We start from the raw sequence: 23187 nt of genomic DNA on the forward strand, positions 1-23187 counted from the left end.
AGTCTAGTTATTCGGCAGCAGGATCAAGGCCAGATCGGGCACAAGCGACACCAAAATCCAAACCGACAGCAGAGACACCAGATAAGGCACCGTATACCTCAGCAGTCTGAAGTAGGGTACTCCGGTCACGCCCGAGGCTACGTAAAGGTTCAGCCCATACGGCGGGGTAATGAATCCGATCGACGCCCCAACAAGGAAGATCACCGAGAAATGGATCGGATCAATCCCGACCGAGGCTGCAATCGGCGCCAGGATCGGAGCCAGGATAATCGTGACAGGCAGGCTTTCCAGTACCATGCCCGAGAAGAAAACGATCACCATCGAAGTAAACAGAACCGCATGGTAGCCACCCATCGAGGTTACGAAATCCCCAATGGTTTGCTGAGCGCCAAGCAAAGACAGGATCTGCTGCATCACCACAGAAATTGCGATCAGCGGTGCGAGGATGCCTGTGATCTGGGCCGAACGGATCACGATCGAGGGGATCTCGGGGATCGTGAAACCTTCGACGACAAACATCTCGGCATAGCTTTTTTCGGTGGGTGAGATGTCGTTCCGCGCGCCCATGATCCGATTGATCGGATAGCTGACCAACCCTGCAATAACGCAGAAGCCGACCGTCACTCCGGCTGCCTCAGTTGGTGAGAATTTGCCTGTGTATATACCCCACAGCACCAGCCCGATGGCAAAGAATCCAAGCCAGGCACCGAATGCAGTTTTCAGCACCCGGTTCAGTTGCAGCGGAATCAGATGTCCCCAGCCGTTCATGCGGCAAATGATCCAGCAGGCGAACTGCATGCCAAAGACCATCAGCGCGCCCGGAAGGATACCCGCCACGAATAGCTCGGAAATCGGCAGGTTCATCAGGAAGCCATAGACGATGAAGATGATCGAGGGAGGAATGATGATCCCCACCGTACCGCCTGCCGCCGCCGTGGCCGCGCTGAACCGTTCGTCATACCCCCCTTTGACCATCTCGGGGTGCAGCATCGAGCCAATGGTGGCTGTCGTTGCCGAGTTCGACCCCGAGATCGCGGCAAACAGCCCACAAGCGCCGAGTGACGCCATCGCTAATCCACCGCGTATCCAGCCCAGACAGGCATAGGCGAAATCGCTGAGCCGCCGCGCGATGCCCGATTTATTGATCAGGTCGCCGGTCAGGATGAAAAGCGGCATCGCCAGCAGGGCGAAACCCTTGTTGAACACGTTCAGAAGTTCAGCACCCATGTTGTCCAGCGTCAGGCCAAGAACAAACGAACAGCCGATGACCCAATAGCCGATTACCAGCAAAACCGGCACGCCCAGCATGAACAGAAAGGTGACCGCAAGAGAGATCAGTGTGACCATAGTTCCGTCTGTCATCAGTCTGCTCCGATCACGGCCTGCTTGATCAGCGGCTCGCCTGTTTTCCAGTTGTTCAGATCATCGGCAAGGTTCTGAAACACGCGCCCGACCATCAGAAAGAACGACAGCGGTGCGGCCAGAAGGAACCACCACTGCATGATATTATCTGTACCCAGAACGATCTGAAAGTTTGATGCCGACAATGCCACCAGCCGTGTTGTGGTCACGATGACGATCACCGCAAAGATGAACCACAATATCGCGTCGAGTATCAGGCAAGCCAATTGCCCAGCCCTCGGCATTGCAGTGCGGAATTCGCTGAAGCTCAAATGTGTGCGCAGGCGGACATTGTACGACGCCCCAAACCACGCCATGACCATGAACAGCAGCGGGGGAATGGTGGTCGACCAGGGCTCCTGATCGTTGAACACAAACCGGTCGATCACGCCCCAGAAGATGATTAATGCGATCGCAAGGTAGGAATACACCATCACCGACCGTTCCAGATGACGTTCAACAAAGGGCACCGCCCGATAGATCAACATGATCACGATTCCGCCAATCGCCGAGACAATTGCGCCCAACACCCAGGCGGCGTCGGATTCCAGTGCGGATTGAATCTCGAACGAATCCTGGCTGAGAAAGGCGCTGAAAATCGCGCCGATGTCTGCCCAAAACGACATGAACCCCGTCCTCCCAGTCGGTATAAAGTTGAACCGGCCCGCTCAGGGCCGGTTCGCAACAGTCTATCAGGCTTCGCCTTTCCACCAACGGCGCGGTTCGACATTTTCCGGCAGGGTGTCGGCCGGAATCTCGCGCGCGATGTCGTAGATTTCCTGATAGGTATCAATGCCGCCTGCCCATTTATTCAGACGTTCGCGCCACTGGGCCCAAGGCTCTGGGTTGTAGTTCGGAGCGCACATCTCTTCGGCCAGCTTGATCTGATCGTCAGCCAGGAATGCCGGGCGCACGCCATTTTCGGCGAAGATAGTGTCCGGCAATTGCGGCTCCGAGAAGCCTACCGTATTCAGCAATGCGGCTTCATTCGCACCCTGGATCAACGCTTGAGTGAAGTAGGAAGACTCCATAACTGCGTCCTGCAATTCTCCACTCAGACCGTCAAAGACCTCGGCCGACATGGACGTATGTTCAGTGCCGCAGAAAAATTTCAGATTGACCGACTGCGAAACCACCGGCGCCATATTGGCGTAAGCCACGGCCGAGGCCCAGGTTTCCGCCCCATCGATCAGACCTGTCTTAAGCGCATCCAGCGTCTCTTCCCAAGCCACCGGGACCGGGTTCAGATTCAGCAATTGCATTGCAATCCGGCCCAACTGCGTACCCGTCACGCGGTTCTTGGTACCAAACAACTCTTCCAGTTTGGTTACGGTCGGCTTGTCGGCAAAGGTCGAACCCATTTGCAGGCCGCGTAGCTCACAATGGGTAAACAGGAACTTCAACCCGTGCCGTTTTTCCAGCGGATCACGCAGGATGCGCTGGCTCGCCGGGCTATAGAAGAAGTGATACTGCGCCGCGCGGCTGGGGAACATATAGGCGTAGTCCAGCACGTTCAGATAAGGTGCGCCTCCGGCCGAGTTCTGAGTTGAGGCAGCATAAATATCGACGATTCCCTGCTGGGTCTTTTCGACACAGCTCAGCTGGCCGCAGATCTGGTTGTCGCCGATGAATTCGATGCGAATCTCGCCGTCCGTGCGTTCTTCCAGGTCGCGCGCGAACTCGATTGCGCCGGCGCGCTCAATCAACAGGTTGCGGGTGTTGAAGCCCGACGCGCCGAATTTCAGCGTATGCTTCGGCTCTTTCGAAAAGCGCTTCTCATAGGTGGATTCGGCGGCCTGCGCCAGATTCGCCAGACTCATCGCGCCGCCGAACCCGCCCGCCGCCAGCAGTGTCGAGCTCATGCCGTAACGCCCGGCCACGCGGAAGAAATCTCGCCGTGAAATGCCACTTAGTTTCCGTCCGATCTCCATTGCTTACCTCCCTGATCGCAATTATTGAGACGTTTTGTATCAAAAAAGGCTAGTATAATTCTTGCATCTTGCATAGAGTTTTTTTCAGCGACGTTGGAAGGAGGCGGTCATGGAGGTGGATTATGCAGTTGTTGGCGCAGGATCGTCGGGCTGTGTCATTGCCAATCGGTTGAGCGCAGACCCCAACACAACTGTTGCGCTGCTCGAAGCAGGTGGCCGCGATACCAACCCGTGGATTCACATCCCCGTCGGCTATTTCAAAACGATGCATAACCCCTCGGTTGACTGGTGCTATCGCACTGAGCCCGACCCCGGCCTTAACGGTCGATCCATCGACTGGCCACGGGGCAAGGTTCTGGGTGGCTCATCCTCGCTGAACGGGTTGCTCTATGTGCGTGGCCAGAAGGAAGATTACGACCGCTGGCGGCAAATGGGCAACGAGGGTTGGGGCTGGGACGATGTGCTACCCCTGTTCAAACGCTGTGAGGATCAAGAACGCGGCGAGGATGAATATCATGGCGTCGATGGCCCCTTGTCAGTGTCCAACATGCGCATTCAGCGCCCGATCTGCGACGCCTGGGTCGCGGCGGCACAGGCCGCCGGTTACCCGTTCAACCCAGATTATAACGGGGCCGAGCAAGAAGGCGTGGGTTACTTCCAACTGACCACGCGCAATGGCCGCCGCTGTAGCGCCGCCGTCGCCTATCTCAAGCCCATTCGCGGTCGTCAGAACCTCAACATCATCACCAAAGCGCTTGTGTCGCGTGTGGTTCTGGATGGGAAAAAAGTAACCGGGCTGGTTTACCGGGATCGTTCTGGTACCGAGCAGACCCTGACAGTTCGGCGCGAGGTCATCCTGTCCGGTGGGGCGATCAACTCTCCCCAAATCCTGATGTTGTCAGGGATCGGAGAGCCGGATCATCTAAAGAAAAATGGTATCAAACCGCTGCACGCCCTGCCGGGTGTTGGCAAAGGTCTTCAGGATCACTTGCAGGCGCGGCTGGTGTTCAAATGCAATGAGCCCACACTGAATGACGAAGTTCGCAGCCTGTTCAATCAGGCGCGAATCGCGCTGAAATACGCACTATTTCGTGCAGGTCCGATGACAATGGCCGCCAGCCTTGCGACTGGTTTCATGAAAACCCGGCCCGATGTTGAGACGCCCGACATTCAGTTCCACGTGCAACCCTGGTCCGCAGACAGCCCAGGCGAAGGTGTGCATCCGTTTTCGGCCTTCACGATGTCGGTCTGCCAACTGCGTCCGGAAAGTCGGGGAGAGCTGCGCCTGAACGGACCGGACCCATCCGAACATGTCAAGATCATCCCGAACTATCTGTCCACTGAAACGGACTGCCGAACCATTGTCGACGGCGTGAACATCGCGCGCGGGATTGCCAAACAGAACCCTCTGGCCTCGAAGATTTCAGAAGAGTTTCGACCAACGGCAGAGCTGAGCTGCGAAGATTATGAAGGCACTCTGGATTGGGCCAGATCGAACAGCGTGTCGATCTACCACCCAACCGGCACCTGCGCGATGGGGAACGCCGAGACGTCTGTTGTCGACGCAAGACTAAAGGTACACGGTATTTCGAACCTGCGGGTGGCTGATTGTTCGATCATGCCGGAAATCGTTAGCGGCAACACCAACGCACCAGCGATCATGATTGGCGAAAAGGCAAGCGACCTGATTAAGGCGGATGCTTGAGAAATCTGCCATCGTATCTGATCGCCTGATCCCTACAGTATCAATAGATCAGAGCGTCAATCGCATCAAAAACGATCTGGCGCTGTGCCGGTGGTTGGAATCTGCATTCGCTTTGCGACCGCTTCGTCTTGTGACTAAACGAAGTCTGGTAACAGAACCTCGGATGATATTGCGTAAGCCAATAGTCCTAACCGCAACTCCAACTTTCCTTTGACCTCCCCCGCGTTTCGGCCGGCTCAAAGTCGATCTTTGCTGCCTACATTAATGTCTCAGGCAGCTCCCTTTGGCTGACATTCACGAATTCCAAAACGACACGCCACCTACGTACTAATGACGTGCCAGCAGGGAACTCATAATAAAGTCTTCAGCGCACACAATGATCCCGGTCATGGGCATTTCTGACAGCACACTACGATATGCACTGCCTTCCAGAACTTCGATCACCAGTTGTGACGCCTGAAGGGGATCCGGAACGGTGCGCAATTCACCGCCAGTAATTCCTCGCTTCAGTACGGCTTCCAGGGCCTCAGTCAAACTCGATCGGTTCTCGACGAACAGCTGCGCGATGTCCGGTTGACGAACTGCTTCGCTCGAAATTTCCAACGTGAGAATAACGTTTTCCGGCTCAGCAAGGTATTTTGCGTAGGCCTTGATGAACTTTCTTATGACTTTGGGCGCGGGCGCATCTGAGTTCAGGATTTTCAGAAACGGCTCCATCTCGCGGCGTTCAAGTATTGCGATTTCTACAAGCACATCATGTTTGCCGCGAAAATGATTATAGAGATTTCCAAGGCTGACGCCCGCCCGCGCTGCGATATCGCGGACGCCTGTCTGATGATAGCCGCGCTCAAGGAAACACATAACTGCGGCCTCCAAAATCTGGTTGCGACGCTTGGCTGTTGCCTTTTCCCGGATTGATTCCGGCTTCCTGGTGTCATCGGACATTTTTTCAACTTAATATTGAACGAACGATCGTTCATAGTATATGACACTCTATCGAATGCCACAAGGTGCAATGGATTCGGCGGCACAGGAAAGACAGGTCTATGACAGACAAAACTTTGGAAACTCGGCAAAGACCGACCCGGCGATGGCTTTGGATTGGACTATCGTTGGCACTGTTTGTAGCGATCGTCGTCCTCCTGTTTGATACAGAAGATACAATTGATGTTCAGGCAACAACGACCTCACCTCCGCCACCGACCGTCTCGGTCGTCACGGTTGCTTCAGCAACCGTACAAGCGCAGGTTTCGGCGTTTGCCGAAGTTCGGCCTCGGTGGGATGCCAAGCTGCGATCTGCTGTGTCCGGGCGCATCATTGCAGTACACAACGCCGCTTTGGCAGGGACTAAGGTGGAACGGGGTGCCCCTTTGTTTTCAATCGAAAATGCACCTTATCAAAGCGCCGTTGCAGCCGCTGAGATGGAGCTTGAGCAAGCGGAACTGGCGTTATTGCGCGCGCAGAACAAAGTGACAGTCGCGCAACGACAGTTTGACCGGGATGAAACAGAACCGCCAAACGAACTGGCTGTGAATCTGCCGCAATTGCGCATTGCCGAGAAATCCGTTGCAGCTGCGCAGGCACGGCTGAATGCGGCGCGAAATGAATTGAAGGACGCGGAGGTTGTCGCCCCTTTTTCGGGATTTGTAACCCATCGCTTTGCCAGCCTGGGCCAGACGGTCAACCCAGGCGATGCCCTGATACACCTTTCGGACGACCAGCAATTCGAACTGGTCGCCGAGTTTAGTCAGGCGGACTGGGCGTTGTTGGATCATCCGATCTCTGGCGCCACTGCTGATCTGACACAGCGCTCGGGCGGAGCGTTGGGGCGGGCTCAAGTCCGGCGTGGAGGAGGGTTTCTGGATCAAGACACACGGCAGGTGCGGGTCTTTCTGGATGTCACAAAGCCCGATGAACGCATACTCGCCGGAGACTTCCTGCAGGTTCACATTCCCGGACGCCGGATCTCGGACACATTAACCCTACCCGAAAGCGTCCTGACCCGTGCGGGATACATTTGGCTTGTAGACGATAAGGACCAATTGCAGAGGCTTAGCCCGAACATCCTGTTCCGCAGCGAAAGTACAGTGACGGTATCGGCTCCCGAAGGGACCGGCCCGTGGCGCGTGGCCAAAACACCTTTGGCCTCGTTTCTACCGGGTCAGCGGGTGACGCCGCAATCAGATGGGGGCTGAGCCATGCACGCTCTGACTTACTGGTTTATTCGAAATCCGGTCGCTGCCAATTTGATGATGGCGCTGATCCTATTTCTTGGGGTGCAAATGCTGCTGAACATTCGGATCGAAGGCTTCCCCCGCATTCCGCCGGAAAGTGTTACAATCGCGATCGAGTTTCCGGACGCCACAGCCGAACAGGTTGATGAATTGGTGACCCAGAAAGTTGAGCAGGCCCTCGAAGGTTTGGAAGGCGTGCGTAGTGTGATCTCACAATCCCAGAATGACCTAAGTGTCGTGACTGTCCGCCGCGCAGGTGGCCAGAAACTACAAGCCGTCCTGGATCGTGTCCGTATTCGGATCGACGGCTTGACTGATCTGCCTGATACTGCGCGCCGACCCGTGATCGAAGCCTCGGGTTTCGATTTCCCGGCGCTGTATCTGAACTTGTTCGGAGAAACAGACCCCGCCACATTACAGAGCTTGGCGCAACGCCTGAAAGAAGAGTTGCTGGCGCAACCGGAATTGTCGCGGTTGCAAATCTGGGGCCTGATACCGCGGGAATTGCGCATCGAAATCGACCCGGCGTTGCTGCGCCACTATGGGTTGACGGTTTCGGATGTGACCCGCGCCATCGAAGGGAATTCGCTGGCCTTTCAGGCAGGTCGTCTGAGGACTGATGGCGGTACGATTTATCTGCGGGCCGATGACAGGGCGAAATACGTGCCGGAATACGCAGCTCTGCCGATCATCGAACGTGACGACGGGTCCTATGTGCCTTTGGGCGATATTGCCAAAATCGAAGACGGGTTTCAGGACGGCGAGTACCTGTTTCGCCTGAACGGCAAACCAACCGTAGGGATGGAGGTTCTGGTCGGGCAGAAGGAAAACCTGCTGGAGATCAGTGATGTCGTGCGCAGCACGGTTGACGAGTTCAGCCGACAGCTGCCGTCGCAGGTACAGGTCGAGGTTTGGGGTGATAGCGCTGGCTACATCTCGGACCGTCTGGCGCTGTTGCGCTCAAACGGGGTGCAGGGTTTGATCCTTGTGACCCTGATGCTGTCGATTTTCCTGAACGTGCGTTTGGCCTTCTGGGTTGCCATGGGCATTCCCGTTTCGGTCATGGGGGCGCTTGCTGTCTCGGGCTCGAAATGGGTGGACTATTCGCTGAACGATGTCACGACTTTTGGTCTGATCATTGCCTTGGGAATTCTGGTCGATGATGCCGTTGTAGTCGGCGAAAGCGTTTTTGAAGAACGCCGCAAGGGGAAGGACCCGATTAGGGACACGGAACGCGGCGTACATCGCGTGGCTGTTGCGACCGTTTTTGGCGTGCTGACCACAATCGCAGCCTTTTTCCCGATGCTGTTGATCGACAATCCGCTGGGCAAGGTACTTGCCGGGTTCGCGGGCATCGTGATCCTGACGCTGATCTTTTCGCTTATCGAAAGCAAATTCATCCTGCCCGCCCATCTGGCGCAGGTTTCGATGCGGCAAGAGCGTCGATACTTGCCGACCCGCTTGTGGGGGCGGGTACAGGATTCTGCGCAGGGCGGGTTGTACTGGGTGCGGGATTGCATCTACCAGCCTTTGCTCGTCGCGGCGGTGCGTCAGCGCTACGCTGTGCTGATCTTGTTCATTGCCGCCGCAACGCTGGGGCTTGGCCTGATGTACAAGGGCAAGGTCAGGACGGTGTTCTTTCCCGAGGTGCCCGGTCAGGTCATCACGATGAACCTGGAAATGGATGCCCGCGCCCCCTTTGCACTGACCCGCACGAACGTGAATCGGATCGAAGCCGTGTTGAACGAGCTGAACGTCGAGCTTACAGAAGAGGCGAGTATGTCTGCTCCACCCGTTCAGACAGTATTCACCATCATCAACAGCGCTGGAAATGCCCAAATTTTCGCTGAAATGATCCCGGTAGCTGAGCGTCCGAATGTCCCGATCCTTTCCGTGGTCCGCGAATGGCGCGACCGGGTCGGTGCGGTCGAGGGTGCCACCGAGTTGGAGTTCACCGGATCGGAAACGCTTGCCGGAGGGTTCCGAATCCGGTTGGCGTCAAAAGACGAAGACCTTCTGCAGCAAGCCAGCGCCGAAATGAAAGGTTTCCTGTCGAACATCGAGGGCGTGGCAAATGTAAGGGATGGGTTGGTGGGCGGCCAACCTGAACTGAAACTCCGCCTGCGCCCGGACGCGCGGCACCTTGGTTTTAACGCCGAGGCTCTGGCCAGACAGATTGGCTATGGGTTCGGCGGGGCCGAGGTGACCAAGGTCAGACGCGATGGGTCCGAAGTCCGCGTAGTCGTACAGAACGCGCGTGAAAACCGCGATACGTTGGCGGATCTGGTGCAGACCCGGTTGCGCAGCGCATCCGGCGCTTGGGTGCCGCTTGAGACCGTCGCCGAAATCGAGGGCACCTATGCCTCTGGCACTATCGATCGCCGTGACGGCAAGCGCATGAACATCGTAGCAGCGTCCATCGACCGCGACCTTGTTGCTCCCGAAGAGGTGGGGCAGGCGGTGTTCGAGCAGCTGGTCCCGAAACTCCGTGCCAAATATCCCAGCGTAACCGTCCTGCCGGCCGGTGAACTGGAAGAAATGGCCGATATAAGCGATGGCCTGAAGCGCGCGCTGTTGCTGGCAGCCGTTCTGATCTATGTGCTGATGGCCGTGCCGTTGAAAAGCTATTGGCAGCCTTTCGTCATTCTGGCCATCGTGCCATTCGGCTTTATCGCAGCCGCCGTCGGGCACCTGATCATGGGTGTCTCGCTGTCGCTGTTTTCGTTCTTCGGCATGCTTGCTCTGACCGGTGTGATTGTGAACGACAGTCTGGTCATGATCACCCGCTACAATCAGGCGCGAGAGGAAGGTCAGCCCGTGAATCTGGCGCTGAGAAGCGCAGGCATTGGACGTTTCAAGGCGATCTTTCTGACCACCGCAACTACAGTGATTGGTCTGCTGCCTTTGCTGACCGAAACCTCTGAGCAAGCGCAGTATCTGATCCCTGCGGCAATCTCTTTAGCTTTTGGAGAACTCTTTGGCACAGCCCTCATGCTGCTGCTGGTGCCGGTACTGATCGCCATCACCGAGGATGTCATTGCCATTTTCAAGTCACCCCTTCCGCAGCCTTCTGAAGAAAGGACAAAGCCATGATACGGAACCTTTTAGCCCCTGCATTCGCCGTGGTAACGCTTGCGACTCCGGCCTCCGCCGAGGGTCTGAATGTGACTGTGGACGGCATCCGCAACGCCAAGGGCAACATCGTGATCCTTGTATTCGATAACGCGCGCGCCTTTGACAGTTTGGATGTCTGGAGCGCCATTGACTACGCCCAGATTCCGTCACGTAAAGGCAGCGTCAGCCATGAGTTTTCTGACCTGAACGCGGGCCCATACGCTGTGCTGTTGTTTCATGACGAAAACAAGGACGATGACCTGAACATGACTGAGACAAAACTGTTGGAGGGGCTGGGTTCAACAGGTGCCTCAGACCCTCAGGACGAGCCGGATTTCAAGGCTGCCTCGGTCTGGCCGGGCGATGTGCGTGTTCGCATTCACTATGATCAGTAATTCGCCATGCTGACAGATCGAAAACTGACAATCGGCACGCTTCTGAGTGTGTTCCGCTGGCGCGTAGGGATTACGTGGTTCCTGATCCTGGCTGAAACTGCCCTGACGGTTCTGATTCCGCTGTTCGTCGGCTTCGCCATAGATGGATTGCTGAGCGAAGATTTTGAGCCCTTTGTGCAGTTAGGTGCGCTCATGGTTGCCCTCACTATGATCAGCGTGATCCGGCGGATTTACGATACACGTGTCTACGGTATGATCCGTGTCGAATTGGGCAAGGCGCTTGCCGCGCGGTTTTCAAATCTTCCAATTTCGTCGCTGAACGCCCGGATCGGGATGGGGCGCGAACTGGCCGACTTTCTTGAAGAGATCCTGCCCTCGGCAATCGCGGGGGTGGTGCAGTTCGTCGTATCAGCAATTTTGCTGTTTTACTTCTCGCCAGTTCTGGCCCTGTCTGCCTGTGGGGTTCTTGTCGGAATGATATCTGTATACGCTCTGTTTCATTCGACGTTTTGGCAATGGAACCGTGCGCTGAATGAGCAAATGGAGCATCAGGTCAGTGTTCTGGAACAACGACGTGACCGTCCGGTATTCGTCCACCTGAGTAAACTGCGCCGGTTCGAAGTAAAGCTCTCGGATACCGAAGCCGTTCTGTATGGCGCAATCTTCATTCTGTTAATAGGTCTGCTCCTATTCAACCTGTGGTTCGCGACCCAAAACCTGGATGCGACACCGGGCATGATATTTTCGATTATCAGCTATTCGTGGGAGTTTGCGGAAGCCGCACTTGCTTTGCCCGTCACCTTACAATCCTGGTCTCGCCTGTCAGAAATTACGACCAGGTTGCAGAGCGATTGATCAGGCTTGCATACCATAAATGGCGTGATACGGGATTTGTAATCAGGAAGTAACCAGTCCATTCCGGTCGTGCGCAGCCTAGCTAAAGGAGGGGTAAGAAGAGCTGATAAACTAGAGCTTTGTGAACTCAGACAAAGCCTGCAACGGGCGCAGTATGACTGAAGATCGGGCGTCGCGCTGTAATCGTTCGATGAGCTTCTTGAATATGGCCGGATTTCAATAGCAGATTCAGGTAAGTCAGCTCCAAAAGGTCACGCTGTGCGCGGCTGCCACCCAGACGAGCGTGATCTGCCATGACCGGAGTCAGCTGTTGCAGCGCATCCGTCCAATCTTGTCGCGCAATCGCACCCCAAGCACGTGCCACCGGGCGAACAAGATCTGCCGCAAAACCCAAGCTTGTTTCGGTCAGAACCGCAAGGCGTTCACCTTCCCCTGCCATTGCATGAGCCAGCGCGCCATGTATGTCCGCAAAACTCATGCCTGGGTTTGGAAAAAACCGTGATGCGTATTCGCTCAGGTCGCGCCAAAGTTTGGGCGCAACTGTTAGACCTGCAATTTCAGTGCGGTGCAAAAGTGCAGCAGCATCGGTTAGAATATTTATCGGCAACGAATAGGACGCTGCGGGTGCGATAGCTCCCTCGTAAATCGTCCATAGCTCAGCCTCATCCCCTTGCTCCAAGGCCCACAGAGCGCGATGCCAACTTAAGTGGCCGTGCAATACCGAGCGCACATCATAATCCGCGATCCAGTCGGCAAGGTATGCGCGACCGGCCTCTCCATAACCTTGCTCGTAGAGCGTGTGCGCTTTGAAGTGTGACGCGTTTGCATTGGCGTTGTTCAAAGCGAGCGAGCCGTCCATCATGGACATGGCCTCATCAAGCCGCCCAACTTCGCACAGCGCCTGACCGTGTACGCTCATAACCCACCAGTCTTCGCCCAAGGCATCAAATAATTTGGTCGTGTAGGCAAGTTGCGTACTTTCCCGACCAGGCTCACCCGATGTCCCAATCAAACCAAAAATGTTGGTACAGATCTGCGCGACAAGGACATCGCGGGGGTGATGAGCAGCGTGCTTCAGAACTGCGCTTCGTGCCTGTGAAACACGTCCCTGAAGCAAGAGATCGAATACCGCAAGATGACCCTCCTCGCGCTCAGTCAACCCAGATGCGCAGGCGCGGGCCGACGCCATTGACTCTTGAGCGCCAGACATATCGTTTTCATACATTCGAGCTCGAGCAAGCCCAACGTGACCGAGGGCGAAGCCGGGATCGGCCGTGATGGCGGCGGAAAAAGCTTCGCTTGCACCAAACGTTGCTGCAAGGATGTGATCAAGCCCCGCGACATAGGCGTCCCGCGCCTCTGGCAGGCTGGTCGTCAGCGTCAGTCCATATCGGTCAACCAGCATCTCCATACTCCCACTTTCGTCAGCATACTCAAACGTGCGTGCTCGCAACTGCCCAACGCTAGCACAAAAAGCGAAACCATAAGCACTATTGTGGATAATCGATTGCTATAAGGATCGAACCATCGGTTAACGGGCTGGCCTTCTGGCCTTCACTGCTGATTGAAAAGATATTGATTGAACCAAGCGTGCCTCATAGCCTTTCTTTGCCAATAGGGTTGTCCTAAGGAGGCACAGTGATGAGGTGCACATTGCCTACCAAGTATATGGCGATGGCTTTCTCGCTACGTTTGACGGACCCGGCCAGGCGATCCATCGTGGCAAGGCGATTGGCGATGCCATTTCCAAGCTGAATCTGGAAGTTCGCATAGGGGTTCACACAGGCGAAGTCGAAGTTTCTTTGCATTATGTGCGCGGAATTGCCGTTAACATTGCAGCGCGTATCTCAGAATTGGGCAGAGGCGGCGACATCGTCGTTTCCAGAACAGTAAAAAATCTGGTGGCTGGGTCCGGTCTGGACTTCGAAAGTCTTGGAACAAAAGAACTGAAGGGCTTATCCGAAGACTGGCAAGTTTATAAAGCGGTCTAAAGGCATCTCTAGCCATTCCACCCAACAGCTTTTGGAAGTCACAAATTAAACATCAAATGATGACGGCGGGAGGGGCCGAGCAGACCTTCATTAGCCTTAAATTGTGGTTTTCACCCAATCAATGTGAACGGCGGATTTGGCCTCAAAGCCGCCGAATAGCAGCGTGCTAGCCACCTCGGCACGAATGCTTCGGAGCTGGGCATCGCCTAATGTGTAACCGCTCTTTGAACGTCCGACATCGTTGATCCATTTGCCAAACGCATACTTTTTAGCCAATTTGCGACAATGGAGTTTCTCGACGTCAGCCACAACAGTTTCCTCGTCGCCATGTCCTGCATTGTTGCCTTCGTGGCAGGGTTTACAGGATTGTCGATGACGCGAGATCTTTCGACGAAGCCGGTCTTTGAAAAGAAGGCCTCGGTGGCTCTTGCGGCTGTTTCGCTTGGCGGTGGAATCTGGGCCATGCACTTCGTGGCCATGCTCGGGCTTCAGATGCCGATCCTGTTCTATTACGACGCTGCAATCACACTTGTGTCTGCGCTTGTCGCGATCCTGCTCGTCGGAGCTGCGCTTATTCTGTTGCATTTCACCGAACGCAACCGCGCCACGATTGCGATGGCAGGAGGCGTTGTTGGGTTGGGCATCTTGGCGATGCACTATATTGGCATGGCTGGCTTGGAGCTTTGCCGGGCAGTGTATACGCCCAGTGGCGTCATCTTGTCCTCGATTGCTGCAATAGCGCTTTGTATGCTGGCTTTCGCGATTGCCTACGGGCAGCGAACAAACAGAAACATTTTGCTGGGCACTTTGTGTTTTGCAGCGGCGGTTTGCACCGTTCATTTTCTTGCTCTGGCGAGCACCCGTTTCGTCGCGGTGCCAAGTGGGGTTGAGTTTGGCCCGTTGATGAGCAATGAGACGCTGGCCATTGGCGTAATCCTGTTCAGTTTCATCATATTTGGTGCTTGCTTGTGGGTCAGCGTGACCTACCTGCCAGGACCTTCGAGGAAAGACCCGGAGCCAACAGAAGCGACCGTGGATGTAAAACCATTGCTGCAAATTCCTTGCGAACGGGATGGTGGAAAGGTCTTCATCTCTGCCGAAGATGTTCTGTTTTTGCGCGCGGATGGGCACTACACCCAAGTTTACACCGAAACGGATCGGTTGTTTTGTGTCTGGCCAGTGACCGAGGCCGCCAAGCGATTGGTGCCCACCGGATTTCTCCAGACCCACCGCAGCTACCTTGTCAATCCTCAGCGCGTGGCGCGGTTTGAGCGTACCAAAGATAAGGGTCGATGCCTGTTCGACGGGGATGGTTTGCCACCCGCGCCGGTCAGTCGATCCAAACTCAAGACGGTTCAGGATGCGCTTGCATCGCAGGTCGGCGCAATTCGTGCGACCTAGGGCGCATTTCGTGCAAAATACCTGTTTTTTGTTGATTTACTGAAGCGTCGCCATCCAAGCGCATGCAGTGATCCTTTCAGCCAGAACATTTGCTTGAAGGGAGGAGAGCCGATGATTCCAGCGGCATTCGAATACTACAGACCCAAGGACATGGCCGGTGTGCTGTCGATCCTGGAAGAGCATGGCGATGATGCCCGCGTCATGGCCGGTGGGCACAGCCTGATTCCGATGATGAAGCTGCGGATGGCGGATGTGCCGCATCTGATCGATCTTCAGGATGTTGGCGGCATGTCTGATATCGAGATCGGAGGTGACAGTATTCGCATCGGTGCGATGGTCACCCAGCACGCGATTATTGATCACGACGCACTGGCTGACGCCGCTCCGATTCTGCGCGAAGCTGCCCTTCAGATCGCAGACCCGCAAGTCCGATACATGGGTACAGTTGGTGGCAACGTGGCCAATGGCGACCCCGGCAATGACATGCCCGGCCTGATGCAGTGCCTGGATGCGCGTTTCACTGTCGAGGGTCCTGACGGGGAACGCGAAATCGCTGCCCGCGAGTTTTACGAAGCCGCCTACATGACCGCTCGGGAAGACGAAGAAGTTTTGACTGCAGTCACCATCCCAACGCCGCATGGCGGTTACGCCTATGAAAAACAAAAGCGCAAGATTGGTGATTATGCTACCGCTGCTGCTGCAGTCCAGATCGTGAAAGAAGGTGGCACCTGTGCCTCCGCCTCGATTGCAATGACCAATCTGAGCGACACACCGGTCTTTTCCGAGGCGGCTGGGGCCGCTCTGGTTGGCACCGGCGTCGATGCAAATGCCATTAAGACCGCTGTGGCCGCCATGCTCGGTGATATTGACCCCACCGAGGACAACCGCGGCCCCGTCGCTTTCAAGAAACACGTGGCAGGTATCATTCTAACCCGCGCCATTGAGCGCGCCTGGTCGCGTGCGTGAGGAGATCGTCCGATGTCAAAGAAACAACACTACAAGATCACGGTGAACGGCAAGGAAGAGGAATTCCTTGCCGAGCCACGCGAACTTCTCATCTACACGCTGCGCGAGCGGCTCAACATCACCGGCCCGCATATTGGCTGCGAGACTTCCCATTGTGGCGCTTGCACCGTCACCATTGATGGCAAATCAGTCAAGTCCTGCACCATGTTCGTGGCTCAGGCCGATGGCAAGGATATCACAACCATCGAAGGCATCGGTGGGCCTGACGCGCTGCACCCGCTGCAAGAGGCGTTTAAGGAACATCACGGGCTGCAATGCGGTTACTGCACACCGGGCATGATCACACGTGCGGCAAAGTTGCTCGAAGAGAACCCGAACCCGTCCGAGGAAGAGATCCGTTTTGGCATGGCAGGTAATATCTGCCGCTGTACCGGGTATCAGAACATCGTGAAGTCCATCAAAGCCGCAGCGGCCGAGATGAATGCAGCCAAGGAGGCGGCCCAATGAATGACATGACACCAGATCGTGAGGAACGCACCGCGAACCTCAAGGGCATGGGCTGTTCGCGCAAAAGGGTGGAAGATGCCCGCTTTACTCAAGGCAAGGGCAACTACGTCGATGACGTGAAGCTTGACGGGATGCTCTTTGGAGATTTCGTCCGCTCTCCCTACGCTCACGCACGGATCACCAACATCGATACGGCGGCAGCACTTGAAGTGCCCGGCGTTCTCGCTGTGCTGACCGCCAAGGACCTTGAACCGCTCGGCCTCCATTGGATGCCGACGCTGGCCGGCGACAAGCAAATGGTTCTGGCCGATGGCAAGGTTCTGTTTCAAGGCCAGGAAGTGGCGTTTGTGGTGGCCGAAGACCGCTATGCGGCGGCAGATGGAATCGAGGCCGTCGAAGTCGAATACGAAGAGCTTGAGGTTCTGGTCGATCCGTTCAAGGCGATGGAATCAGAGATAGTTCTGCGTGAAGACACCGTGGGCGAGGATGGCAAACCAATCGATGGAGCACATGGTCCTCGAAAGCATCACAACCACATCTTCACGTGGGAAGCGGGCGACAAGGGTCCAACATTCGAGACAATCGACAATGCCGAGGTCGTTGCCGAAGAGACCATGTATTACCACCGTACGCACCCATGCCCACTGGAAACCTGCGGCTGTGTCGCCTCAATGGACAAGGTCAATGGCAAGCTGACTCTTTGGGGCACGTTCCAGGCGCCTCATGCTATCCGCACTGTGGTCAGCCTGATTTCCGGGATCGAGGAACACAATATCCGTGTGATCTCTCCCGATATTGGCGGCGGGTTTGGAAATAAGGTTGGGGCCTATCCGGGCTATGTGTGTTCGGTCGTCGCCTCCATCGTCACCGGCAAGCCGGTAAAGTGGATCGAAGACCGGATGGACAATCTGATGACCACCGCCTTTGCCCGCGACTATTGGATGAAGGGCCGCATTTCTGCCACCAAGGACGGCAAGATCACCGGGTTGCATTGCCATGTGACAGCGGACCATGGTGGATTTGACGCCTGCGCCGACCCAACCAAATTCCCGGCGGGTTTCATGAATATCTGCACCGGATCTTACGACATCCCGACTGCATTCCTTGAGGTTGATGGCGTCTACACCAACAAAGCGCCGGGCGGGGTCAGCTACCGTTGTTCCTTCCGCGTGACAGAGGCGGTTTATTTCATCGAACGGATGATCGAGGTGCTGGCGATCGAGTTGAACATGGACGCGGCAGATTTGCGCCGGATCAACTTCATCAAGAAAGAGCAATTCCCCTATCAGGCTGCGCTTGGCTGGGAATATGACTCTGGCGATTATCACACTGCCTGGGACAAAGCGCTCAGCACCGTCGACTACGAGGGATTGCGCAAGGAACAGGCCGAGCGTGTAGAGGCGTTCAAACGGGGCGAAACGCGCAAGCTCATGGGAATCGGTCTCAGTTTCTTCACTGAGATCGTGGGTGCCGGACCAGTGAAGAATTGCGATATCCTGGGTCTCGGCATGTTCGATAGCTGCGAAATTCGCATCCATCCCACGGGCTCTGCAATTGCACGGCTTGGAACGATTTCGCAGGGGCAAGGCCACGCGACGACATTCGCACAGATACTGGCCTCCGAGATCGGATTACCTGCCGATAACATCACCATCGAAGAGGGCGACACCGATACCGCGCCCTATGGTCTGGGCACCTACGGCTCGCGCTCGACCCCGGTTGCCGGGGCGGCTACGGCCATGGCTGGCCGCAAGATCCGCGCCAAGGCGCAAATGATCGCGGCCTATCTGTTGGAAGTGCATGACGATGACGTCGAGTTCGACGTCGACCGTTTCGTGGTCAAAGGAGCGCCCGAGCGGTTCAAGACCATGAAAGAAATCGCATTCGCCGCCTACAATCAGGCCATTCCAGGGATTGAGCCAGGGCTTGAAGCGGTCAGCTACTATGACCCGCCAAACATGACTTATCCGTTCGGTGCCTATGTTTGCGTGATGGATATTGATGTGGATACAGGCGTGCCAGACATCCGCCGCTTCTACGCTCTGGACGATTGCGGTACCCGGATCAACCCGATGATCATCGAAGGACAGGTTCATGGCGGCCTGACCGAAGCACTCGCCGTCGCTTTGGGCCAGGAAATCGCCTATGACGATCAGGGCAACGTGAAGACGGGCACGCTGATGGATTTCTTCCTGCCGACCGCATGGGAGGTTCCGAACTACGAGACCGACTACACCGTCACGCCGTCGCCACATCATCCCATCGGTGCGAAGGGCGTGGGCGAAAGTCCGCATGTGGGCGGGGTGCCATGCTTCTCCAACGCGGTGCAAGATGCGTTTCGGGCCTTTGGTCTGCGGCATACCAACATGCCACATGATCACTGGCGGATCTGGAAGACCGCCAATGAGCTTGGCCTGCACGGCTAAAGGCGAAAGGCAGGGCGGAGACGTTCCGCTCTGCCCGGAGACACACATGACCTGGACCGATTTACAATCCGCTCTTGAAGGGCAGGGCTATGTCGCATCCGACGACCTAGCAGTTGCTCTCCATCTGGCGCTGACGTTGGAGCGGCCTCTTCTTCTGGAGGGCGCCGCAGGCGTAGGTAAGACAGAGGTTGCGCGCACCCTGAGCGATGCGCGCGACACTAAGTTGCTCCGACTGCAATGCTATGAGGGGCTTGACGCCGCTCAGGCCATCTACGAATGGAACTACCAGCGGCAATTGCTGACGATCCGCGCCGCCGCCGAAGATGGTGAGACGGGCAAAAGCGTTGAAGAGCGTATTTTTTCCCGTGATTTCCTGTTGGAACGCCCTCTATTGGCCGCCATTACCCAGGACACGCCGCCTGTTTTGTTGATTGACGAAATTGACCGCGCTGATGTGGAATTCGAAGCCTACTTGCTGGAAGTTCTGGCCGACTATCAAGTGACTGTGCCAGAACTCGGCACCATCACGGCCTCTAGTAAGCCGATCGTGATCCTGACATCAAACGGCACACGCGATCTATCCGATGCACTGCGTCGTCGCTGCCTTTACACCTATGTCGATTATCCGGACCGACAGACAGAACTTGCAATCCTCAAAGCCCGCTGCCCTGCGATTGAGGCGCGTCTTGGCGCGCAAGTCGTAGGCTTTGTACAAAAGCTTCGCGAGGAGGAACTGGAAAAGACACCCGGCATCGCTGAGATGCTCGATTTTGCTGCCGCCTTGATGGGACTTGGGATTGCGGATCTGACCAACGATCCAACCGTGTTGCACTCCACCTTAACCACGCTGCTGAAAACTCAAAGCGATCAGGCACAGATCACCGCCGAAGTCGCGGCCCGTATCGCGGGGAAGGCCGCATGAGCCGGGTTTCCAAATTTGCGGCGCGTGATCCGGGGCCAGCGGCCCGTGTCGCCGGGTTCATTGCGCATTTGCGCCAGAACGGCCTGCGCCTAGGTGTGGCAGAGGCAGAGCTTGCCTTGCTTGCCCTCGGCGAGGTCAATGCCGCTGTCCCGAATGAAAGCCGTCGCGCGTTACGGGCCATCTGCACAGGATGCAAGGATGAGGCCGAACGGTTCGACAGCCTCTTCGATAGTTTTTGGATGGATTCCGGTCGGGTGAAGCAAAGGGCCGTGCCCAAAGCGCAGTCTGCGCTCAGCGATGACGTGCATTCCTCTCGTCAAGCCAAGGGTCAGGATATGGGCGCATCGGGCAGCGCCATCGCTCCTGATTCCGGTGACGGCGAGGCCGACAGCGACGGCACCGGTAAACTTATCGCAACTCAGCAACGCAATCTCAGCCGCCGCGATCTGCGTGATCTGGTCCGCGCGGATGATATCGCAGAGGCCGAAGCAGTTGCGCGTCGCATCGGTGCCGCTTTGCGCGACCGACGTTCGCGCCGTCGGATCGCCGCCCGCAAAGGCGACCGCCTGCATTTTCGCAAGACCATTCGCCTGAGCCTTGCGACAGGAGGGGAACCTCTGCAGCTCTTGCGCAAGTCTCGCCCAGATCGCAGCCGCAAAATCGTAGCGCTTTGCGATGTATCGGGATCGATGAGCGTCTATGCACAAGTTTTCCTTGCTTTTCTCGCTGGGCTGATGCGCGCTGACAAAGATGCCGACGCTTATCTTTTTCACACACGGCTGGTTCGCATCACTGAAGCATTGCGCGACAAAGACGCACTGCGAGCAATTGGTCGGATGTCGCTGATGGCAGATGGCTTCGGCGGTGGATCAAAGATCGGGCCATCGTTGCAACGCTTTGCCGATACCTATGCGCGGCGCTTTGTAGATGGCCGGTCTGTCGTAGTGATCCTGTCGGACGGCTATGATACCGAGCCACCCGCAATCCTGGCAGCAGCGCTTGAGAAGCTGAGAAAACGCGGCTGTAAGATCATCTGGCTCAATCCATTGAAGGGCTGGAGCGACTACGCGCCCGTAGCTGGCGGAATGGCTGCGGCCTTGCCTTATCTCGACCTTTTTCAACCGGCCAACACCCTTGCCGATTTTGCCGCCCTGGAACCAAAATTGGTGACGCTATGAGTCCGGCAGAGATCTTAGACACGGACCTTGCCGATGCGGCACAAGACCTGCGTGACCGGCAAGAACCATTCGCCTTCGCGACAATCGTGCGCACTGCGGGGGCGACGGCGGCCAAGCCGGGTGCTAAAGCGCTGCTCAGCGCGGACGGGACAATCCTGCATGGATGGCTTGGTGGCGGATGCACGCGTGGTGCGGTCAAACGCGCTGCGGTAGAGGCTTTGCGCGCCGGTCAGCCGCAACTGGTTTCTGTCGCGCCCGAGGAACTCCTGGAAGAAATGGGCGTGATAGCGGGGGATGAGATCGACGGGACGCGCTTTGCGCGCAATGGTTGCCCGTCAAAAGGCACCGTCGACATTTTTATCGAGCCCTGTTTGCCAATGCCTGAACTTGTCGTGCTTGGCGCATCCCCTGTGGCCCAAGCGCTTAGTTCCCTGGCACCGCAATTCCACTGGTCGGTTTCTGGCACCTCGTCGGCTGATACGACGTGCAATCGACGACGCTTCGTTGTCATTGCGACGCAAGGCCAAGGAGATCTGGACGCGCTCAAATCCGTACTGACAGATTTACCCGACTACGTTGCCTTCGTCGGAAGCGCTCGGAAATTCGCGACACTGGCTGAAAAACTAAAGACCGCCGGCATAACGCCCGAGGCCATCAACACCGTCCACGCCCCGGCGGGTCTGGACCTGGGGGCGGTCACGCCCGAGGAAATAGCGCTGTCGATCCTTGCGCAGTTAGTCCGTGTCAGACGGCAGACTGTGGGGCTTGCCGATGGCTGATGTTGCCGCGATCCTTCTGGCCGCCGGTCTTTCCCGTCGCATGGGGGCGCAAAACAAGCTGCTGTTACCAATAGACGGCGCACCCATGATCCGCCGTGTAGCCATGCCTTACTTAGGCGCCATTGATACTGACCTGACGGTGGTAACAGGACATGAGGCGAGCGCCGTGCGCCGGGCATTATCAGGGCTAGCTGTTTCGTTGGTTCACAATGCAAACTTCACCAGCGGCCAGCAGAGCTCGGTCGCCACGGGATTGCATTGTGCACCTGACGCCCATCTGCTTCTGATCGGCTTGGGTGATCAGCCGCTATTGACCACTCAGGATCTGCAAGATCTGATTGCCGCTCACGTTGCAGGTGATGCGACTAAAGTGACGATACCTGTCCATAACGGCGCACGAGGCAATCCAATTACTATCCCGCAGCTATTGCGCCGGCGATTGCTGGAAAACCCCGCACGCCCCGGCTGCTTGGGCTTCACGCGCGATCATCCCGAACATGTACAAGCCGCTACGCTGCCATCGCCAGGGTTCTACACCGATGTCGATACCCCGGATGACTATGCGACCCATTTGGAAACCGCGAAGGAGCCGATCTCATGAGCCGACTTCTGATCTGGATGCGCAGGCGTCTTAAATCGCCCGAAATGACCACTGAACAAGCAGACAACATAAGATTTCCCTGTTGCTAAGAAGGACTAGACTATGGAACTGAAGGACGAAATCATCATCAACGCCCCGAAAGATCGCGTCTATGCGGCACTGAATGATCCCGAGGTGTTGAAACAATGCATCCCGGGTTGTGAAGAACTAATCAAGCATTCTGATACTGAACTGGAGGCCAAGGTCTTGCTTAAAGTAGGGCCTGTCAAGGCGCGGTTCGGAGGCAATGTCACCCTGGACCAGACTGGCGCCCCTGATGCATTCTCGCTGTCTGGTCAGGGCAATGGTGGTACCGCTGGTCATGCAAAGGGTGGTGCAGATGTGACGCTGAGTGCAGACGGCGACAAAACGATCCTGCGCTATGAAGCCAAGGCCGAGATTGGCGGAAAACTGGCTCAGCTCGGCAGTCGTTTGATCCAGAGTACAGCCAAGAAGCTCGCTGGAAAATTCTTCAAGTCCTTCGCTGATGTAGTGAATGAAGACGCGATGATTTGATCTTAATGGGTGGAGATGAAGCGGTTCTTTGAGCTTGCTCCACCCGCTAACGATCCGAATGGAAATTTGCACCGTTCCAACAACAACAAATGTCCCGAATATGCGAGCGGAATCTGCAGGAGCAAGGATCAAGTATTAGGGTCAGGATTCATAACCAATAGATGACGACAGCCGCGAGAGCGATGGTCGATAGAAAGACCTTGGGGCATCGGTCATAGCGGGTCGC

At 56.3% G+C, this 23187-nt stretch carries 20 protein-coding genes; 15 read left to right on the forward strand and 5 right to left on the reverse strand.

Going from position 1 to position 23187, the window contains the following annotated elements; genetic code table 11:
• Positions 1–3: 3 nt before the first annotated feature.
• From ACR0AY_RS19925 to ACR0AY_RS19935, 3 genes are all read right to left on the reverse strand, one after another.
• Positions 4–1362, reverse strand: a complete 1359-nt coding sequence (locus ACR0AY_RS19925; RefSeq protein ID WP_170402112.1) for a TRAP transporter large permease — start codon at positions 1360–1362, stop codon at positions 4–6.
• Positions 1362–2027, reverse strand: coding sequence for a TRAP transporter small permease (locus tag ACR0AY_RS19930; RefSeq protein WP_170392533.1), 666 nt, complete (start codon positions 2025–2027; stop codon positions 1362–1364). The genes ACR0AY_RS19925 and ACR0AY_RS19930 overlap by 1 nt, the downstream gene beginning before the upstream one ends.
• Positions 2028–2093: 66 nt before the next feature.
• A complete protein-coding gene (locus tag ACR0AY_RS19935; protein WP_170402109.1) occupies positions 2094–3332 on the reverse strand; it encodes a TRAP transporter substrate-binding protein in 1239 nt (412 codons plus the stop codon).
• Positions 3333–3441: 109 nt separating this feature from the next.
• Between ACR0AY_RS19935 and ACR0AY_RS19940 the strand changes: the two genes are divergently transcribed.
• Positions 3442–5037, forward strand: coding sequence for a GMC family oxidoreductase N-terminal domain-containing protein (locus tag ACR0AY_RS19940; protein WP_170513564.1), 1596 nt, complete (start codon positions 3442–3444; stop codon positions 5035–5037).
• Positions 5038–5364: 327 nt separating this feature from the next.
• On the opposite strand, the gene ACR0AY_RS19945 is transcribed toward ACR0AY_RS19940, so the two are convergent.
• Positions 5365–5982 (reverse strand): TetR/AcrR family transcriptional regulator, encoded by a 618-nt coding sequence (locus ACR0AY_RS19945; RefSeq protein WP_170513567.1) that lies wholly within the window; start codon positions 5980–5982, stop codon positions 5365–5367.
• A 101-nt stretch (positions 5983–6083) separates the two neighbouring features.
• Between ACR0AY_RS19945 and ACR0AY_RS19950 the strand changes: the two genes are divergently transcribed.
• From ACR0AY_RS19950 to ACR0AY_RS19965, 4 genes are read left to right on the forward strand one after another with little or no spacing between them, the layout of a single operon-like run.
• Positions 6084–7232: an efflux RND transporter periplasmic adaptor subunit gene (locus ACR0AY_RS19950; RefSeq protein WP_170513570.1), complete on the forward strand. Its 1149-nt coding sequence runs from the start codon at positions 6084–6086 to the stop codon at positions 7230–7232.
• A 3-nt stretch (positions 7233–7235) separates the two neighbouring features.
• Positions 7236–10364: an efflux RND transporter permease subunit gene (locus ACR0AY_RS19955; protein ID WP_170513572.1), complete on the forward strand. Its 3129-nt coding sequence runs from the start codon at positions 7236–7238 to the stop codon at positions 10362–10364.
• On the forward strand, positions 10361–10780 hold the full coding sequence (locus tag ACR0AY_RS19960; protein ID WP_170512800.1) for a DUF2141 domain-containing protein: 420 nt from the start codon (positions 10361–10363) through the stop codon (positions 10778–10780). The genes ACR0AY_RS19955 and ACR0AY_RS19960 overlap by 4 nt, the downstream gene beginning before the upstream one ends.
• A 6-nt stretch (positions 10781–10786) precedes the next feature.
• On the forward strand, positions 10787–11635 hold the full coding sequence (locus ACR0AY_RS19965) for an ABC transporter six-transmembrane domain-containing protein (RefSeq protein ID WP_170513575.1): 849 nt from the start codon (positions 10787–10789) through the stop codon (positions 11633–11635).
• A gap of 127 nt (positions 11636–11762) precedes the next feature.
• Here the strand turns inward: ACR0AY_RS19965 and ACR0AY_RS19970 are convergent, their stop codons facing one another.
• Positions 11763–13040 carry a tetratricopeptide repeat protein gene (locus tag ACR0AY_RS19970; protein ID WP_170513578.1) on the reverse strand — a complete coding sequence of 426 codons (1278 nt, stop codon included), beginning with the start codon at positions 13038–13040 and terminating at the stop codon, positions 11763–11765.
• A 241-nt stretch (positions 13041–13281) separates the two neighbouring features.
• Here ACR0AY_RS19970 and ACR0AY_RS19975 point away from each other — a divergent pair, with 241 nt between their 5' ends.
• From ACR0AY_RS19975 to ACR0AY_RS20020, 10 genes are all read left to right on the forward strand, one after another.
• Positions 13282–13626: an adenylate/guanylate cyclase domain-containing protein gene (locus ACR0AY_RS19975; RefSeq protein ID WP_170512794.1), complete on the forward strand. Its 345-nt coding sequence runs from the start codon at positions 13282–13284 to the stop codon at positions 13624–13626.
• Positions 13627–13911: 285 nt separating this feature from the next.
• A complete protein-coding gene (locus ACR0AY_RS19980; protein WP_170420487.1) occupies positions 13912–15027 on the forward strand; it encodes an MHYT domain-containing protein in 1116 nt (371 codons plus the stop codon).
• Between the two features lie 111 nt (positions 15028–15138).
• On the forward strand, positions 15139–15993 hold the full coding sequence (locus tag ACR0AY_RS19985) for an FAD binding domain-containing protein (protein WP_170513581.1): 855 nt from the start codon (positions 15139–15141) through the stop codon (positions 15991–15993).
• Between the two features lie 12 nt (positions 15994–16005).
• A complete protein-coding gene (locus tag ACR0AY_RS19990; protein ID WP_170392521.1) occupies positions 16006–16500 on the forward strand; it encodes a (2Fe-2S)-binding protein in 495 nt (164 codons plus the stop codon).
• The gene (locus tag ACR0AY_RS19995; RefSeq protein ID WP_170513583.1) at positions 16497–18926 is read left to right on the forward strand and encodes an aerobic carbon-monoxide dehydrogenase large subunit; all 2430 of its coding nucleotides are present in this window, start codon (positions 16497–16499) and stop codon (positions 18924–18926) included. The genes ACR0AY_RS19990 and ACR0AY_RS19995 overlap by 4 nt, the downstream gene beginning before the upstream one ends.
• A gap of 46 nt (positions 18927–18972) precedes the next feature.
• Positions 18973–19848, forward strand: coding sequence for an AAA family ATPase (locus ACR0AY_RS20000; protein ID WP_170392519.1), 876 nt, complete (start codon positions 18973–18975; stop codon positions 19846–19848).
• Entirely contained in the window at positions 19845–21026 is a 1182-nt protein-coding gene (locus ACR0AY_RS20005) for a vWA domain-containing protein (RefSeq protein WP_170392518.1), read from the forward strand. The genes ACR0AY_RS20000 and ACR0AY_RS20005 overlap by 4 nt, the downstream gene beginning before the upstream one ends.
• Entirely contained in the window at positions 21023–21805 is a 783-nt protein-coding gene (locus tag ACR0AY_RS20010) for an XdhC family protein (RefSeq protein WP_170513586.1), read from the forward strand. Before ACR0AY_RS20005 ends, ACR0AY_RS20010 begins: the two co-directional genes overlap by 4 nt.
• Positions 21798–22406: a nucleotidyltransferase family protein gene (locus ACR0AY_RS20015; RefSeq protein WP_170513589.1), complete on the forward strand. Its 609-nt coding sequence runs from the start codon at positions 21798–21800 to the stop codon at positions 22404–22406. The genes ACR0AY_RS20010 and ACR0AY_RS20015 overlap by 8 nt, the downstream gene beginning before the upstream one ends.
• Before the next feature lie 102 nt (positions 22407–22508).
• Positions 22509–22961: an SRPBCC family protein gene (locus ACR0AY_RS20020; RefSeq protein WP_170513592.1), complete on the forward strand. Its 453-nt coding sequence runs from the start codon at positions 22509–22511 to the stop codon at positions 22959–22961.
• Positions 22962–23187: the final 226 nt, after the last annotated feature.

It is taken from the genome of Ruegeria sp. A5 (assembly GCF_056543005.1).

Coding starts and splice junctions, on each gene's coding strand:
- ACR0AY_RS19960 (WP_170512800.1), top strand. CDS start 10,361: ATGATACGGAACCTTTTAGCCCCTGCATTCGCCGTGGTAACGCTTGCG.
- ACR0AY_RS19985 (WP_170513581.1), top strand. CDS start 15,139: ATGATTCCAGCGGCATTCGAATACTACAGACCCAAGGACATGGCCGGT.
- ACR0AY_RS19990 (WP_170392521.1), top strand. CDS start 16,006: ATGTCAAAGAAACAACACTACAAGATCACGGTGAACGGCAAGGAAGAG.
- ACR0AY_RS20015 (WP_170513589.1), top strand. CDS start 21,798: ATGGCTGATGTTGCCGCGATCCTTCTGGCCGCCGGTCTTTCCCGTCGC.
- ACR0AY_RS19930 (WP_170392533.1), bottom strand. CDS start 2,027: ATGTCGTTTTGGGCAGACATCGGCGCGATTTTCAGCGCCTTTCTCAGC.
- ACR0AY_RS20005 (WP_170392518.1), top strand. CDS start 19,845: ATGAGCCGGGTTTCCAAATTTGCGGCGCGTGATCCGGGGCCAGCGGCC.
- ACR0AY_RS19955 (WP_170513572.1), top strand. CDS start 7,236: ATGCACGCTCTGACTTACTGGTTTATTCGAAATCCGGTCGCTGCCAAT.
- ACR0AY_RS19980 (WP_170420487.1), top strand. CDS start 13,912: ATGGAGTTTCTCGACGTCAGCCACAACAGTTTCCTCGTCGCCATGTCC.
- ACR0AY_RS20020 (WP_170513592.1), top strand. CDS start 22,509: ATGGAACTGAAGGACGAAATCATCATCAACGCCCCGAAAGATCGCGTC.
- ACR0AY_RS19950 (WP_170513570.1), top strand. CDS start 6,084: ATGACAGACAAAACTTTGGAAACTCGGCAAAGACCGACCCGGCGATGG.
- ACR0AY_RS20010 (WP_170513586.1), top strand. CDS start 21,023: ATGAGTCCGGCAGAGATCTTAGACACGGACCTTGCCGATGCGGCACAA.
- ACR0AY_RS19925 (WP_170402112.1), bottom strand. CDS start 1,362: ATGACAGACGGAACTATGGTCACACTGATCTCTCTTGCGGTCACCTTT.
- ACR0AY_RS19945 (WP_170513567.1), bottom strand. CDS start 5,982: ATGTCCGATGACACCAGGAAGCCGGAATCAATCCGGGAAAAGGCAACA.
- ACR0AY_RS19940 (WP_170513564.1), top strand. CDS start 3,442: ATGGAGGTGGATTATGCAGTTGTTGGCGCAGGATCGTCGGGCTGTGTC.
- ACR0AY_RS19995 (WP_170513583.1), top strand. CDS start 16,497: ATGAATGACATGACACCAGATCGTGAGGAACGCACCGCGAACCTCAAG.
- ACR0AY_RS20000 (WP_170392519.1), top strand. CDS start 18,973: ATGACCTGGACCGATTTACAATCCGCTCTTGAAGGGCAGGGCTATGTC.
- ACR0AY_RS19935 (WP_170402109.1), bottom strand. CDS start 3,332: ATGGAGATCGGACGGAAACTAAGTGGCATTTCACGGCGAGATTTCTTC.
- ACR0AY_RS19970 (WP_170513578.1), bottom strand. CDS start 13,040: ATGCTGGTTGACCGATATGGACTGACGCTGACGACCAGCCTGCCAGAG.
- ACR0AY_RS19965 (WP_170513575.1), top strand. CDS start 10,787: ATGCTGACAGATCGAAAACTGACAATCGGCACGCTTCTGAGTGTGTTC.